Genomic DNA, 14346 nt, shown 5'->3' on the forward strand with positions numbered 1-14346 from the left:
GGGGAACGGCATCATCGGGGCATGCCTGCGTGTATCTTCGTAACGATCAAGGCTTCGAACTGGCCGGCGACACGGCGAGCCGGGGATTCGGTCGCGCCCTTTCGCCGCCCGCGCCCGCTCACGCCCTCTCTGGGGCCGAAGTTCTGCGTGACCATGCCGCGCGGATCGACTGGGTACCCGATCTCGGCCACCGCATCGGCAGCCTCGACTGGTGGCGCGGCTTGGCGACGTGCATCGCATTATGCGCAGCGACCTGGGCGCTCGCACCGAATTTCACGCCACTCGTCGGCGCAGTGCCGTCACCGCTTGCCGGTGCCGAGTGGGAGGAGACGCGCGCACAGGGCATCGCGCCGTTTGCCCAGGGCGCGACCACCGGGCGGCGGATCGCCGCGAACGATCTGGTCGCGCCATTGGCCGACGCCCCTGAACGCCCGACGCTCGAGCTATCCGCGACGCTGGGCCAAGGCGATGCGTTCGACCGAGTTCTGATGCGCGCCGGCGTCGGCCGAAACGATGCCGAGGCCGCCGCGGCGCTGGTCGCGCAATCGGTCGATCCCAAAGCCATCCCGGCCGGCACGCGGATCACGCTGACGCTCGGGCGCCGGCCGGATCGCACCGTCGCGCGGCCGCTGGAGCAACTCGATTTTCGTGCACGGTTCGATCTGGCACTGTCGCTCGCGCGCGGTGCTGGCGGCCTGACCGTGAACCGCAAGCCGATCGCGGTCGACTCGACGCCGTTGCGTATCCAGGGCCTCGTCGGCTCCAGCCTGTACCGCTCCACCCGCGCCGCCGGCGTGCCCGCAAAGGCCGTGGAGTCCTTTATCAAGGCGATCTCGACCCGACTGTCGATCGGCCGCGATGTGGATGCCGCCGACAGCTTCGACCTGATCGTCGAGCGCGAGCGTGCGGCGACCGGCGAAACGCGGATCGGCGACCTCCTCTTCGCCGGTATCGACCAGGGGCGTCGCAAAGTGCAACTCGTCAGGTTCGCCCCTGACGCTGCGAACGTCGATGCCGACGACGCGTCGAGCCGCGGTGGCTGGTTCGATGCGAACGGCCAGACCGAACGCCGCGCCGTATCCGGCATGCCGGTGATCGGCCGGATCACGTCGAGCTTCGGGCTCAGGACGCACCCGCTGCTAGGGTTCACGCGGATGCACAAGGGGCTCGACATCGGCGCGCCCTACGGCTCGCCGATCCACGCGATGACCGACGGCGTCGTCGCGTTCGCCGGGCGGACCGGCGGCTACGGCAATTTCGTCAAGCTGGTCCACGGCGGCGGGATGGCGAGCGGCTACGGCCATATGAGCCGGATCGCGGTTTCATCGGGTACGCGGGTGCGCGCCGGTCAGGTTATCGGCTATGTCGGCTCCACCGGGATATCGACCGGCCCGCATTTGCATTGGGAAGTGTGGAAGAACGGCGCCGCGATCAACCCGCGCTCGGTCTCGTTCGCGAGCGTCGCTGCACTGTCCGGCGAGAAACTCCGCGCTTTCAAGGCGAAGGTGGCGCAATTACTGACGGTGCGGGTCGGCGGTTAGCGAACGAAGCATAGTAATCGCCGATGAGCGCGGAGCGGGCGCCTCGGTGCCGGCCCCGCGGTTCGCGCTGCCCGTACCACCCATTCCGCTCGACACAGTAAGGCGTGATTTCAGTGCGCTTTGTAGGTGAAGCAATGCCCTTTGCGCGCTTAGCACCGCGGGCGCTCATCTATGTGGTCAACAAGCCCATACGCAGACATTAGTCACCGTGACAGTCGGTTCCGACGCATTTTGAGCGTTATGATCAGCCCACCCGGCGACCAGTCATACGCGATCGAACCGCCCAGTTGCCCCGCAACGCTACGCCGAACGAGCTTGCTGCCAAAGCCTTCGGTGTCGTTAGGCGCCTCTACCAGGGGCCCGCCTCGCTCGATCCACGTCAGGACCACGTCGTCGCCGTCTGCCGCGCTGGTCAGATCCAGCGTTCCCTCCGGTACCGACAAGGCACCGTATTTCATGCAGTTCGTGGCGAGTTCGTGAATGACCAGCCCCAATCCCGTCGCCGCGGATTCCCCGACGCCCATGCGTTCGACCGCGACGCGGATACGCCCCTTGAACGCGCCCATATCGTCGTAAGGTGCGAGCAGCACCGAAAGCAGATCGCCGAGCAGCGCGGCGACGCCCTGTCCGCCGGGTAGCGGCCGCACCAGATCATGCGCTCGCCCTAGCGCCATCAATCGCTCGGTCAGATCGCGCGCCATGTCCTGCGTAGTCGGCGAGTTGCGCGACGTGATGGCGGTAAGTCCGGACGCGATTGCCAGGAGGTTCTTGACGCGGTGGCTCATCTCGCCGGCGAGCAGTTCGTTGCTTTCCTCCGCCTGTTTACGGCCGGTGACGTCGAGGAATATGCCGAACATGGTCCGCCCGACGATCCCGACATCCTCGCCTTGCCCACGCGCGGAAATCCAACGAACCTGATCGCCGATCATGATACGGAAATCAGTCTCGTAGCTGCCGAGTACCGCGCGGGTGGCCGCAAAAGCGGATCGCACCCGGTCGCGATCCGAGGGATGAATATGTGCCGACAATTCCTCGAACGTAACGTCCGCGCACCACGGCAAGCCCCAAAGCTCGAACCCGCGCTCGTCCATCGTAAAGCCATCGGTATCGACGTTCCATGCCCACAGGGCGACACCGGCCGCACTTACCGCGAGGCGCAGATGTTCGGGTTTCCACGCATGCGCCTTGGGTATCTTGGCAGTCAATTTGGCAATTCCCCGTGCGAACGCAGAGTTCGTTCGCGACGTCTATTACACACCGCACCCAATTTATGTTAACTTCGCTCGATGGGAGAGAAGGTTCGCCCGTCTAGACGATGGTAAGGCCGGGGACACCGATCGACACGGCGCCTGCCTCGACACCCGCGGCGACCCGCATTCCGGCCCTGTGTCCCGCAGACCAGCGTTGCTCGATCGTCGGCCCTGAGAAGTCGAGCGCCTTTCCCGCGACTTCGTCGTCCTGCTCGGTATAGGCCAGCCGGATCAGCGATATGGCGACGTCCTCACGGCCGGCATACGCCGCTTGCCACCGCGCGATCGTCCGGCGGGACTGTGCGGCGAAGATCAGGTCCTGCACGCGGCTGGCCGCCTCGCCGATCGTCGTCGGTCGCGGACCGTGGAGCGGCAACAGGTCGACCGCGATGCACAAGGTCGGTCGCCGGGGCGGATCGCTCAAGACCGGATCGAGCGGCAGGTTCGCGGACACGCCGCCATCGACCAGCCAGCGGCCGTCGATCTCGACCGGCGGAAATGCGACCGGTAGCGCGGCGCTGGCGCGGATATGGTGGGGCCCGATCTGCATGGTGGCGCTGTCGAACACGACGTCGTCGCCGGTTTCGAGGTCGACGGCGGTAGCGGTGTAGCGGCACGGGCCGGCGTTGAGGCGGTCGAAGTCGATCAGCGTTTCCAGCGTCCCGGGGAGCTGTTTGGTTTCGAAGATCGACGGCTGGTTGCCCGTCCAGGGCGTCAACGCGGAGAGCAGCGGCCCGAAAAGGCCGGGGCGACCCAGCGCTGCGGCCCATCCGACCGCGTTCGTCCGGCGGCTGGTTTCGAGTGCGCTCAACCACGGGAACGCCGATGCAACGAGCGACGGGGCGGGTCGCCAGAACGTCCGCAACGTCTCGATCCGACGATCGGGAGGGGAACCGGCGATCAGTGCTCCGTTGATGGCCCCGATCGATGCACCGATGATCCAGTCGGGTTCGAGGCCGTGCTCGTGCAACGATTCGTAGACGCCGGCTTCGAACGCGCCAAGCGCATTGCCGCCGCTGAGGACGAGCACGACGTCGAAGTCGCGCACGCCACCTGCCCGTTCGGCATCCGGCGTCACCGGCGGAAGTTCTTCGGCCGGCTGAGCGCCACCGCGATACCGGCACCGAGTACGCCGAGCATCAGGAAGGCCGGGTGAAGTTTTTGCGCCTGCAACACGGTACTCGATTTCCGCGCGTGAACGTCCTGGCTTCCGCGCAACGCATCGACCCGCGGTTCATAAAGGTTGTCACGTCGGGCCGGGTCACCCGAATCTGCCGGCTTCTGCTGCACGACCGTGCCGACCACTTCCATGATCTTGTCGCTCAACCGCGGTGCGGCGCGCGACAGGAGCGAGGACAGCATGCCCCCGCCGCCCGCATACAACGTGCGCCGCGGCGTCTCGCAGGCGAACAGCACCGCGTCGGCGACGACCGAGGGCGCGTAGAGCGGCGGCGGCAGGCGTGGCGGCTGGTCCATGAAGTTGCGCGCGTGCTCGGGAAACGGCGTATCGATCGCGCCGGGCTTAATCAGCGTGACCGAGATGCCGGCCTCCTCCTGCTCCAGCTCCATCCGCAGCGTATCGGTCAGCGCCTGCACCGCATGCTTGGTCGCACAATACGGGCCCTGCTCGATGATCGCTCGGTCACTGAGAATCGAGCCGACATTGATTATGGCGCCCCCGTACGATCCGGCGCGCCCGCGCAGATGGCGTGCTGCGACGAGCGAGCCGTGCAGCACGCCGAAATAATTGACGTCGAACACGCGGCGATGATCGGCGACCGGTACCTGTTCGAGCGTACCGTACGTGCCTGTGCCCGCATTATTGACCCAGCTGTCGATCCCGCCGAACGCCTCGACCGCAATGGCAGCGACCCGCTCGACCGCGGCCATGTCGCTGACGTCGGCGACGCAGATCGCGATACGGCTGCCGTCTGCCGACAGACGATCGCGAAGGGCCTCCAACGCGGCTTCGTTACGCGCGGTCGCGACGACGGCGGCACCGCGCCGCGTGGCTTCCTCGACGGTCGCAAGGCCGTTGCCGCTGGTTGCGCCGGTCACGACGATGACCTGATCGCGCAGGGGTTTCAGAGTGATGGCCATCTCGATCAGCGTCCCAGTGGCGAAGTTGCATAGCCCGCGAGCAAGGCCGCTACGTCGTCGTAAATCGCGATTGCGCCTGCGGATTGCAGTTGCTCGTCCTTGAACTTGCCTGATCGGACCGCGACCGCAGCGATCCCGCATTTGGCGGCCGCCTCGATATCATAGGGTGTGTCCCCGACGACGATCACATCGGTAGGGTCAATCCCCGGCAGCTTCTTGACCGCGGTGGCGAAGATGTCCGGCGCAGGCTTGGTCTTCTCGACGTCGTCGCTGCTGGTCGTCGCGGCGATAAGTTCGCGTGCGTCGAGCAGATCGATATAGTGTTCGAGTTCCGCTTCCGAGGCCGACGATGCCAAGACGACGCGCTGCCCGAGACCATGCGCGTGCGCCAACAGGTCGTGCGCCTGCGCGAACGGCTTGGCGGTCTCCAGGTACTTCGCCTTGAAGACCGTACCGTGCGTCTCGCCGAGCTTCTCCTGTTGACCCTCGTCCGCATCAGGCAACAGCGTCGGCACGAGCATGTCGGTCCCCTTGCCGATCTGGTCGTGGATGACCTGCCGGTCGAACGACGCACCGACGCTCGCGAACGCCTCCTCCCACGCGAGGACGTGCATGTCGTTGGTATCGACCAGCGTACCGTCGATGTCGAAGAGGATGGCTTTGATCTGCATAAGAATATCCTGGCCCTGATAGTCGTGCATCCGCCCGTCGGAACGCCGCGGCGCGATCGAAGGCGTGGCGGTCGAACCGCGTCGGCAGAGTGCGATAGCGTCCTAACGGTCGACCCTCCAAATTGGCCCCGCCTTCCGCGAACTCGGCAAGGCGATCGTCACTCGGGAGAACGCAGCAGGACGCCAATGGCGCAACCGCAACGAAGTTGCAGAGCGCTCTGTATTGACAAGTCGCTGTTTTATAAGGGTTTTCGTTGTTCTTACCTGCTTCAATTTATGCCGGCCAACACTGATACTAATCAATATGAAATTTAAATGGCCGATATTGGTCTGCGGCAGGAACGATGATGCCGTTCGGATCGCTATAGTCCGCAGAATACGCTCACGCTGACGGCGGCGACGCATAAGCGTGGCAGCCACAACAGAGCGGCGACATTGCATAGTGTTGATGAGGACCGGACGGCATTTGCGTCCTTGCCGAGTCATGTCTGACGAGATGCCGTGTCGTGCGTGAGCATAGTATCATAATTCTATGACGGAGACTTTCTGATGCGCGCACTGGTTTGGCATGGAAAAGGCGATGTTCGGGTCGACACTGTCGCAGATCCCGAGATCAAGCATCCGCGCGATGCGATCATCAAGGTCTCGGCCTGCGCGATCTGTGGGTCCGATCTTCATTTGCTCGACGGCTATCAGCCGACGATGCAGGCGGGCGACATTCTCGGCCACGAGAACATGGGCGTCGTCGTCGCACTCGGTTCCGAAGTCACCAACCTGAAGATTGGCGATCGCGTCGTCGTGCCGTTTACGATCAGTTGCGGCGATTGCTTCTTCTGTCGCAAGGGGCTGTTCTCGGCGTGCGAGCGGACCAATCCGAACGCCGAGATGGCGATCAAGGCGATGGGCCACTCGCCCGCCGGTCTGTTCGGGTTCAGTCACATGCTGGGCGGCTATTGCGGCGGCCAGGCCGAGTATCTGCGCGTGCCGATGGCGGACATCGGCCCGATCAAGGTGCCCGACAGTGTCACCGACGAGCAGGCGCTGTTCCTCTCCGACATCTTTCCGACCGGCTACATGGCTGCGGAGAATGCGCAGATCGAGCCGGGCGATACCGTGGCGATCTGGGGCTGTGGCCCCGTCGGCCAGTTCGCGATCCGCTCGGCGTTGATGCTGGGTGCGGGCCGCGTGATCGCGATCGACGAGGTGCCCGAGCGCCTGGCGATGGCCGAGGCCGGTGGCGCGGAGACGATCAACTTCGCCGAAGTCGACAGCGTCTATGACGAGCTCCAGTTCCGCACCAAGGGTCGTGGCCCCGACAGCTGCATCGACGCGGTGGGTGCCGAGGCGTCCGGGCATGGCGCAGTGGACGCGGTGATCGACAAGGTGAAGGCGGCGACGTTCCTCGCCACCGACCGCGTCCACGTTCTCCGCGAGGCGATCATGAGCTGCCGGATGGGCGGCACGGTCTCGATCCCCGGCGTCTATGTCGGAATGGGCGACAAGATCCCGATCGGCGCGATGATGAACAAGGGGCTGACGATCAAGACCGGCCAGACGCATGTCCAGGCCTATACCAAGCCGCTGCTGGCACGGATCGAGGCGGGCGCTATCGACCCGAGCTTCGTCGTGACGCACCCAGCCAGCCTCGAGGATGCGCCTGAGATGTACCAGAAGTTCCGCGACAAGCAGGACGGCGTCATCAAGGTCGTATTGCGGCCGTGACACTTATCGCGATCCGATCCGTTCTTGGCGAACGGGTCGGGTCGGTACGTCGATCCCCCCATTCAGGAGGACACACCCATGAGTGACAAGGTTCAGACCCCCGTCCCCGGCAATCCCGCGAGCAAGGGCGCACCGGACGGTGTTTCGGACTCGCCCGGCGGCGGCGCATCCAGCGACGTTCATGGTCGCAGCGAAGGCGGCGAAAGTGGTGGCGGTGCCTATCCCAATCCGCATGCCGGCAAGACCGAGACGAACACCGGGTTCATGGCGCATGGCGGCCAGACCGAAAACGCCTATCACGGCGGCGGTCAGGCCGGTGAAGACGGTGGCAGTGTCGGGAACGGCGTCACAGGATCAGATGGCGGTGACGGCACGACGATCGCCGCTGACCCGGATGCGGATCGTGAATCCCGCGCGATCGCGGGCGAAGGTCGCACGATCGAGGTCGTCGAGACGTCGGGCGTCGCCGAAGCTGAATCCAACGGCAAGATCGGCACCGACGCGGACTATGAGGAAGAGCAGAAGCAACCCGGCGCCGGCTGAGGCTGCATACTGCGCCACCGCAATTTCGACATTCAAAACCAGCCGCCGCGCATCCCGCCCGGTGGAACCATAAGGACGATCCCATGCCTGCACCCGAAGACCTCAAGGAAATCTACACCGACGAACTGAAGGATCTGTGGTCCGCGAACGACCAGATGAAGAAGGTCCTGAAGAAGATCACGTCGAAGGCGAGCGACGCGTCGCTGAAGGAGATGCTGACCAAGTCTCAGGCGGATATCGAGAAGCACACCGATCTGTTGAAGGACCTGATCGCGTCGAACGACGAGAAGGTCTCGAAGGAGCATTGCAAGGGCATGGAAGGCCTCGTCGCCGAAGCCACCAAGCACGTTCTCGAGGAAGGTCCGGAGAAGGGGCCGCTGCTCGATGTGATGATCATCGCGCAGTATCAGCGGATGACGCATTACGGCATCGCCGGCTTCGGCACGGCGACCGCCTATGCCAAAGCGCTGGGTCTCAAGGACGACCATAAGAAGCTCAGTGCCGCCACCAAGGACATCTACGGCGGCGACGAATATATGACGAAGCTCGCCGAGACAACCGTCAACATCGACGCCGAAGACGAATAAGCATCATCGCCCGCCGGCATCATGTCGGCGGGCAATGATCGATCCGAGTAGATGAGGGACGCGACGACGATGACGACTTATCCCTTGAGCGAGCCAGCTACGATCTACCGAAATACCGCTCAAACCGAGCCGAACGCCGAAGCGCGCGAGGTCGTCGCGCGTGGCAGCCTGTCAGACTGCGCGGAGATTTTGGAAGGCTGGTCCGAGACCGATCGTGCGGCCGTCGAGATCGAGATCGACGACATGTCGTTGCGATACGGGCCGGACGAGATCGAGGAACTTCTCACGTTTCTGCGCGAAGAAGCCAAGGACTTGCCTGACCCGATTTAAGGCGATCTTACGGGCGCCAGTACGCCGCCGACCTGTCAGCAGGTCGGCGGCATCGTCCTATTAGTAAGTCGTCGACGTCGATGTGGACCGATAGCGGTCACGCTCAGCGGCGACTTCGTCCCGGCTATAAGCAGGGGCGGTATCGTCGAACGAGCTCCAACCATCCTGCCGGTACGCGGTCCCCCGCGTCGTGGCGTCCACCGACCGGTGACGATCGAGTACGGCCTCGGCCTCGGTCGCCAGTGTCTCGTCGACTCGCGCGCTGAGTAGCGTGCCGCCACGACGGACGCCTTCCGAATAGACGTGCGCCTCGTCGTCGGAGTGGCCGGCGTCCTTCAACGCGCCGACGATCGTTCCCGTCGCGGCGCCGCCAGCGGCACCGATACCTGCACCGACCACCGTCGATGCCAGCCAACCGGCTGCAACGATGGGTCCGAGACCGGGGATCGCCAGCAAGCCCAAACCTGCGAGCAAGCCTCCGACGCCGCCGACCGCAGCACCGGTCGAGACGCCCCGACTGACATCGCCGTGATCGTTGACGTCGCCGAGCGACGGGGTGGCGTCGCCATGCGCACCGTCGGCATTGTTCGCGACGATGCTCACGGAGTCATGCGGCACGCCCAGTCGTTCGAGATCGTGCAGCGCCGCGGTTGCGTCCGAATAGTCGTCGAAGAGGCGGGTAATGGTCTTGGTCATGGTCTCTCTCCTATCCAATTGATTCAGCGCGACGACACGTTGCCCTTGTAGTCTAGCGCGACATGGACCGTCTTGCCGGCTCGGGTGCCCGTGCCCCGCCAGACGCCGTCCTTGTCCTTCGCCAGGCGTGAGATGGAGCGATAACCGGCCTTGGTCAGGCGATCGCGAGCCTGGTCTTCCGAGAAGGAATTGGCGCCGCTTGCGGGGGCGGCGACGTGGGCGGCACCCGCGTTCTTGACCGCGGGATTGTGCGTACCGGTATGCGTCGCGGTCTGCGCGACGGCGCCGGAGGACAGCAGCATCACGCCGCATGCCAGGATGACTCGAACGGTCATTGCTCTCTCCTAGGTATTCGTGTTTTTCGAGGTGGCGGAGGGCGATGCGAGCGCGCCCTCCCGTTCGATCAGCGAACCGTACCGCGGCGAAACATGTTGACGATCGCGAGCAGGATCACCGCGCCGACCAGCGAGATCAGGATCGACTGGATGTTGAGCGCGCCGTCCATGATCGACGCGCCACCGATCAGCGGCGTGATGAGGAAGCCCGCGAGCAACGCACCGACGATGCCGACGACGACGTTGAGGAGGACGCCCTGCTGCGCATCGGTCCGCATGATCATGCTGGCGACCCAGCCGATGAGTCCGCCGACGACGAGAAGGATGATGAGGTTCATGATGAGGCTCCTGTTCGATAATATTACAGGTGCATCAACAGTCTCGGCGCGCGATCCGTTCAGTTCGCGCACGTTTCGGCAATTTCGGAATTGGTGCGCAAGTACCTGGGCCATTGGTAGATTTATGCCGGCGCGACCGGAACCCGAAGCCCCGCACGGCGCTGAACCGGGATGACCAAGATGCCCGCGAAACCGCTGCACGCGCCTACCCTGCACCATCTCGAACAGCTCATGACCGGGTTGCTCGAAGGCGTGATCCTGATGGATCCGACCGGGATGATCCTGAGCGCCAACCCGGCTGCGCTGAAGATGCATGGGGTCCGGGCGGTCGAGGATCTCGGGCAGACCGCGGATGAGTATGCCACGCGGTTCCGACTACGCTATCGGGATCACCGCAAGCTGCCGCGGCGGGCCTATCCGCTGATGCGGCTGCTCGCGGGCGAGAGCTTTCCCGACCTGATCGTCGAAGTCGCACCGGTCGATGCCGACGAACCGCGCTGGGTGCACCAGGTACGCGACATCGTCATGGACGAGGACGGCGGCGAGCCCGACTGCCTGGGCCTCGTCATCAACGACGTATCCGAACGGTTCGACGCGGAGGACCGGTTCGAGGCGATGTTCCATGCCAACCCCGCCCCCGCGCTGATCATCCGCGTCGCCGACCAGCGCTATGTGCTCGTCAACCAGGGTTTCCTCGACCTGGCAGGCTATGAGCGCGACCAGATCGTCGGCAAGACGCTGTTCGATTTAGACTTTCTCGCGGAGGTCGACCGAAAGGCCTTCGTCAAAGGCTGCGTCGCGGCCGGCAAGGCGATCCCGCAACTCGAGGCGGAACTCCCGCTCGCAGGTGGCGAGAAGACGCTGGTCATCCTCGCGGGGCAACCGATCGAAGTCGCCAACCAGGACTGCCTGTTGTTCACCTTCGCCGACCTCGAACCGCGCCGCCGCGCGGAACATGCGCTGAAGGCGAGCGAGCGCCACTTCGCCTCGGTGTTCGAAATGGCACCGGTCGCGATGGTCGTGACCGAGGGCGGCGACAACCGCATCGTCCAGGTGAACGCGGCGTTCAAGGCGCTGACCGGCTATCCCGAAAGCGCCGCCAAAGGCCGCATCGCCGACGATCTGCAACTCTGGAACGATGCCGCGCAGCGCCAGCAACTCGAAACCGAGATCGGCGCGCTTGGCGGCTGCCGCAGCCGCGACGTGCAACTCCTGCACAAGACTGGCGAGGCGCTCGACTGCCTCATCTCCGCCGAACGGATCAGCGTCGAAGGAACGCCGTGCGTGCTGTGGCTGTATCAGGACATCTCGGCCCGACGACGCGGCGAGCTGGAACTGGTCGAGGCGATCGATGCGGTGATGAAGGACGCCAACTGGCTCAGCCGGTCGATCATGGACAAGCTGGCGACCTTGCGAAACCCCCGGACCGCGATCGGGTCTGCTGCGCCCTCAGCCGATCTCAGCAAGCGCGAGCGCGAGGTGCTGGAGCTGATCTGCCAGGACCTCGACGACGCGGCGATCTCGGACCGGCTGGGCCTGTCGCGCAACACGGTCCGCAACCACGTGGCGCGGCTTTATGCGAAGATCGGCGTCAACCGGCGCAGCGCGGCGATCGTCTGGGCGCACGAACGCGGTGTCGGCGCTTGATCCGAGCGCACACGCGTAGCCGCTTCAGCCCGTGTCGTTCAGGCGCGATGATCGGCGTCCAGGCGTATCGACCCGCCTACTTCCCCTGCGCGCGCCAGCGCTGGATCGTGCGGCCGATGATCTGGTCTTCGCCGCCAACGTCGCGCCACAGTTCCGAGAACAGGGGATCGCCGGATGCCGGACGCTTCGATTCCTCGAGCCCGTCGAAGCTCACGCGGATCGGGATCGTCACACCCTCCCCGCAGATGATGCACTCGCGGTTGCGCAGCGCAGGGATCGAATCGAGGAAGCCGCGCGCACCTTCCGGCATGGCGGCGCGGACGAACGCCTGGTCTCGATCGTTGTTGAGGCGCATGGCAATGATCGTGCCGCACTGCGACAGCACGCCCTCCGCGAGATCCGACGGGCGCTGCGTGATGAGACCCAGCGACACGCCGTATTTGCGGCCCTCCTTGGCGATCCGCCCCAAGATCCGTCCGACCGAGCTACTCGTCTCCTGCCCCGCGGGAATATACCGATGTGCCTCTTCGCAGACGAGCAGGATCGGCCGTTGCGGTTCATTGCGCGACCAGATCGCAAAGTCGAACGTCATCCGCGCGAGCACCGCGACCACCACCGACGTAATGTCCGACGGCACGCCCGACACGTCGATGATCGAGATCGGCTTGCCGTCGCCGGGCAGGCGGAAGATGCGCGCCAGGAAGCTTGCCATCGTATCGGCGACGAGCATCCCCGAGAACATGAACCCGTAGCGCGGATCGGCCTTGATCTCGTCGATCTTGGCCTTGAGTCGCAGATAGGGCGCGGTGTCGCCTGCCCGATCCATCCTGCCCATCTCGGCGCTGATGATCGTCGTCAGGTCGCTCAGCAGATACGGGATCGGCGCGTCGACGGTGAGCTTGGCGATCTCCTGCCCGAGGCGGCTCTTGGCCTTGGCGGCAAGCAGGCATTTGGCGAGGATGTCCGCGTCGAACTGGCGTGCCGAGCCACTGCTGGTGAGAAACACCTCGCAATGCTCCTCGAAGTTCATCAGCCAATACGGCATCTGCAGGTTCGAAACGTCGTAGATCGCGCCGTTCAATCTGAACGCGGCGGCATATTCGCCGTGCGGGTCGATCATCACGATATGGCCCTGCGGCGCGAGTTCGCAGATCCGGTGGAGGATCAGCGCGGCACTGGTCGACTTGCCCGTGCCGGTCGATCCGACGAGCGCGAAATGCTTGCCGAGCATCGCATCGACATACAGCGCGGCGCGGATATCGGTGGTCGGATAGACCATGCCGACCTCGATATTGGCGCGGTCCTGCGCCGCATAGATCTGCTGCAGGTCGGCGGTGGTGATCGGAAACACCTCGCACCCCGGCATCGGATAGCGTGTCACGCCGCGGCGGAACTTGTAGAGCCTGCCGGTCAGTTGCTCCTCGTCGCCCTCGCCGAGGAAATCGATCTCGGCGGAGATGCAGGTGCCCGCCGTGTCCTCGAGTTTCAGCGAACGGATGTTGGCGACCAGCCACGTCGCACCGACGCGCATCTTCACCTGGCTGCCGACCTGCCCCGCCGCCGCGACCACGGGATCGGTATCGAACGACGCCGCACCAAGCGAGGCGCGATCGAGAAGTACGCGACTGCTGGAGCCGGCGATCGCGAAGACGACGCCGATCGGCGTGACGATCGAATCCTTGCTCGGGACATCACCCAGCATGGGGGTCGCCTGCAGGAACGCGGCTGATCCCGGCATGTCACTCATTCTCGCACGATCCCTCGTCATTACGGTGCGACTCTGCCTTGCAAGTCGTAAACATCGGGTGACGACAGCGGTGTCGCGCTACAGTCTTCGCGCGATCCAGCCGGCGACCCACCCCAGAAATACGGACAGCGCGACCGCGACCAGCCCATAGATCACCGACGAACGATCCGCAGCGCGCGCGACGAACCGCTCGAACCCGGATTTCCGGATGTCGATATCGCGGACCGCTGCCGCCAGCACGCGCCCGTCGCGGATCAGGAACGTCTCCGCAGTGAAGCGCCCGACCGGAACGCGGGCGGGGATCGAAACGCGGGCGCGGTAGAGGACGCCGTCGGTAATCTCGACCGCCCCAGGAGCCTCGTAATACAGGCCGGCACGTCGCTTCAGATCGACCAGCCCATTCTGGAAACGGTCCTGCGTATCGACCGGTGCGCTGGAGGCCGGGGACAGTTGCAGGCTGTCGAGCCCGAGTTCGTAGATTGCGCGGGTACGATCGTCGACCAGGCGGCCAATCGGCTTGGACGAGGCGATTGCGTAGAAGCTGGGCGCGGACCGATACCGCAGACGCGAGGCGTTGACCCAGATCCCGGCGACCTTTTCCTTCTCGCGTATCAGGATCGATTGCGTCGGCCCTTTCACCACGACGACAATATCGGTCGGATGCTCGTCGCTCGGCAGGCGACCGCCGGGGTAGAGGATTGCGCCGAACAGGAGCAGTTCGGCGCCGGTGAAACTGTACGCGATCTCGATATTGCGCTGCGAGACGTCGGGCACGAGCACCGGCTTGGCCTGCGCCATCAGCAGCGGCGCGAGCAGCAGGAATGGCCAAGGCTTCATGC

The 14346-nt window shown here is 64.7% G+C and carries 15 protein-coding genes; 6 read left to right on the forward strand and 9 right to left on the reverse strand.

Features of this window, described 5'->3' with window-relative positions:
* Window positions 1-29: 29 nt before the first annotated feature.
* Complete coding sequence (locus AC1MLZ_RS11440; RefSeq protein ID WP_480958564.1) at window positions 30-1541, forward strand: M23 family metallopeptidase; 1512 nt, start codon at window positions 30-32, stop codon at window positions 1539-1541.
* Between the two features lie 203 nt (window positions 1542-1744).
* On the opposite strand, the gene AC1MLZ_RS11445 is transcribed toward AC1MLZ_RS11440, so the two are convergent.
* The 4 genes from AC1MLZ_RS11445 to AC1MLZ_RS11460 all read right to left on the reverse strand — a co-directional run bounded on the left by AC1MLZ_RS11445 (window position 1745) and on the right by AC1MLZ_RS11460 (window position 5562).
* Window positions 1745-2746 (reverse strand): sensor histidine kinase, encoded by a 1002-nt coding sequence (locus AC1MLZ_RS11445; protein ID WP_480958565.1) that lies wholly within the window; start codon window positions 2744-2746, stop codon window positions 1745-1747.
* A 103-nt stretch (window positions 2747-2849) separates the two neighbouring features.
* On the reverse strand, window positions 2850-3839 hold the full coding sequence (locus AC1MLZ_RS11450) for a patatin-like phospholipase family protein (RefSeq protein WP_480958566.1): 990 nt from the start codon (window positions 3837-3839) through the stop codon (window positions 2850-2852).
* Window positions 3840-3865: 26 nt separating this feature from the next.
* Window positions 3866-4891: an SDR family oxidoreductase gene (locus AC1MLZ_RS11455; protein WP_480958567.1), complete on the reverse strand. Its 1026-nt coding sequence runs from the start codon at window positions 4889-4891 to the stop codon at window positions 3866-3868.
* Window positions 4892-4896: 5 nt separating this feature from the next.
* A complete protein-coding gene (locus AC1MLZ_RS11460; RefSeq protein WP_480958568.1) occupies window positions 4897-5562 on the reverse strand; it encodes an HAD family hydrolase in 666 nt (221 codons plus the stop codon).
* A gap of 549 nt (window positions 5563-6111) precedes the next feature.
* Between AC1MLZ_RS11460 and AC1MLZ_RS11465 the strand changes: the two genes are divergently transcribed.
* The 4 genes from AC1MLZ_RS11465 (at window position 6112) to AC1MLZ_RS11480 (ending at window position 8744) form a co-directional block, all read left to right on the forward strand.
* On the forward strand, window positions 6112-7284 hold the full coding sequence (locus tag AC1MLZ_RS11465; RefSeq protein WP_480958569.1) for a zinc-dependent alcohol dehydrogenase: 1173 nt from the start codon (window positions 6112-6114) through the stop codon (window positions 7282-7284).
* A gap of 78 nt (window positions 7285-7362) precedes the next feature.
* The gene (locus AC1MLZ_RS11470; RefSeq protein ID WP_480958570.1) at window positions 7363-7827 is read left to right on the forward strand and encodes a hypothetical protein; all 465 of its coding nucleotides are present in this window, start codon (window positions 7363-7365) and stop codon (window positions 7825-7827) included.
* A gap of 83 nt (window positions 7828-7910) precedes the next feature.
* The gene (locus AC1MLZ_RS11475) at window positions 7911-8414 is read left to right on the forward strand and encodes a ferritin-like domain-containing protein (protein WP_480958571.1); all 504 of its coding nucleotides are present in this window, start codon (window positions 7911-7913) and stop codon (window positions 8412-8414) included.
* A gap of 69 nt (window positions 8415-8483) precedes the next feature.
* Window positions 8484-8744 (forward strand): hypothetical protein, encoded by a 261-nt coding sequence (locus AC1MLZ_RS11480; protein ID WP_480958572.1) that lies wholly within the window; start codon window positions 8484-8486, stop codon window positions 8742-8744.
* A gap of 60 nt (window positions 8745-8804) precedes the next feature.
* Here AC1MLZ_RS11480 and AC1MLZ_RS11485 read toward each other — a convergent pair whose 3' ends face one another.
* The 3 genes from AC1MLZ_RS11485 to AC1MLZ_RS11495 all read right to left on the reverse strand — a co-directional run bounded on the left by AC1MLZ_RS11485 (window position 8805) and on the right by AC1MLZ_RS11495 (window position 10113).
* Complete coding sequence (locus AC1MLZ_RS11485; protein WP_480958573.1) at window positions 8805-9440, reverse strand: hypothetical protein; 636 nt, start codon at window positions 9438-9440, stop codon at window positions 8805-8807.
* A 23-nt stretch (window positions 9441-9463) separates the two neighbouring features.
* Window positions 9464-9775, reverse strand: coding sequence for a hypothetical protein (locus AC1MLZ_RS11490; RefSeq protein WP_480958574.1), 312 nt, complete (start codon window positions 9773-9775; stop codon window positions 9464-9466).
* A 68-nt stretch (window positions 9776-9843) separates the two neighbouring features.
* On the reverse strand, window positions 9844-10113 hold the full coding sequence (locus AC1MLZ_RS11495; RefSeq protein WP_480958575.1) for a GlsB/YeaQ/YmgE family stress response membrane protein: 270 nt from the start codon (window positions 10111-10113) through the stop codon (window positions 9844-9846).
* Window positions 10114-10284: 171 nt separating this feature from the next.
* Here AC1MLZ_RS11495 and AC1MLZ_RS11500 point away from each other — a divergent pair, with 171 nt between their 5' ends.
* Window positions 10285-11760 carry a PAS domain S-box protein gene (locus AC1MLZ_RS11500; RefSeq protein ID WP_480958576.1) on the forward strand — a complete coding sequence of 492 codons (1476 nt, stop codon included), beginning with the start codon at window positions 10285-10287 and terminating at the stop codon, window positions 11758-11760.
* Window positions 11761-11836: 76 nt separating this feature from the next.
* Here AC1MLZ_RS11500 and AC1MLZ_RS11505 read toward each other — a convergent pair whose 3' ends face one another.
* Both AC1MLZ_RS11505 and AC1MLZ_RS11510 read right to left on the reverse strand, forming a co-directional pair.
* The gene (locus tag AC1MLZ_RS11505) at window positions 11837-13462 is read right to left on the reverse strand and encodes an ATP-binding protein (RefSeq protein WP_480961532.1); all 1626 of its coding nucleotides are present in this window, start codon (window positions 13460-13462) and stop codon (window positions 11837-11839) included.
* A 123-nt stretch (window positions 13463-13585) separates the two neighbouring features.
* On the reverse strand, window positions 13586-14344 hold the full coding sequence (locus tag AC1MLZ_RS11510; RefSeq protein ID WP_480958577.1) for a TIGR02186 family protein: 759 nt from the start codon (window positions 14342-14344) through the stop codon (window positions 13586-13588).
* Between the last annotated feature and the right edge of the window lie 2 nt (window positions 14345-14346).

This window comes from Sphingomonas sp. PEI4, assembly GCF_056679955.1.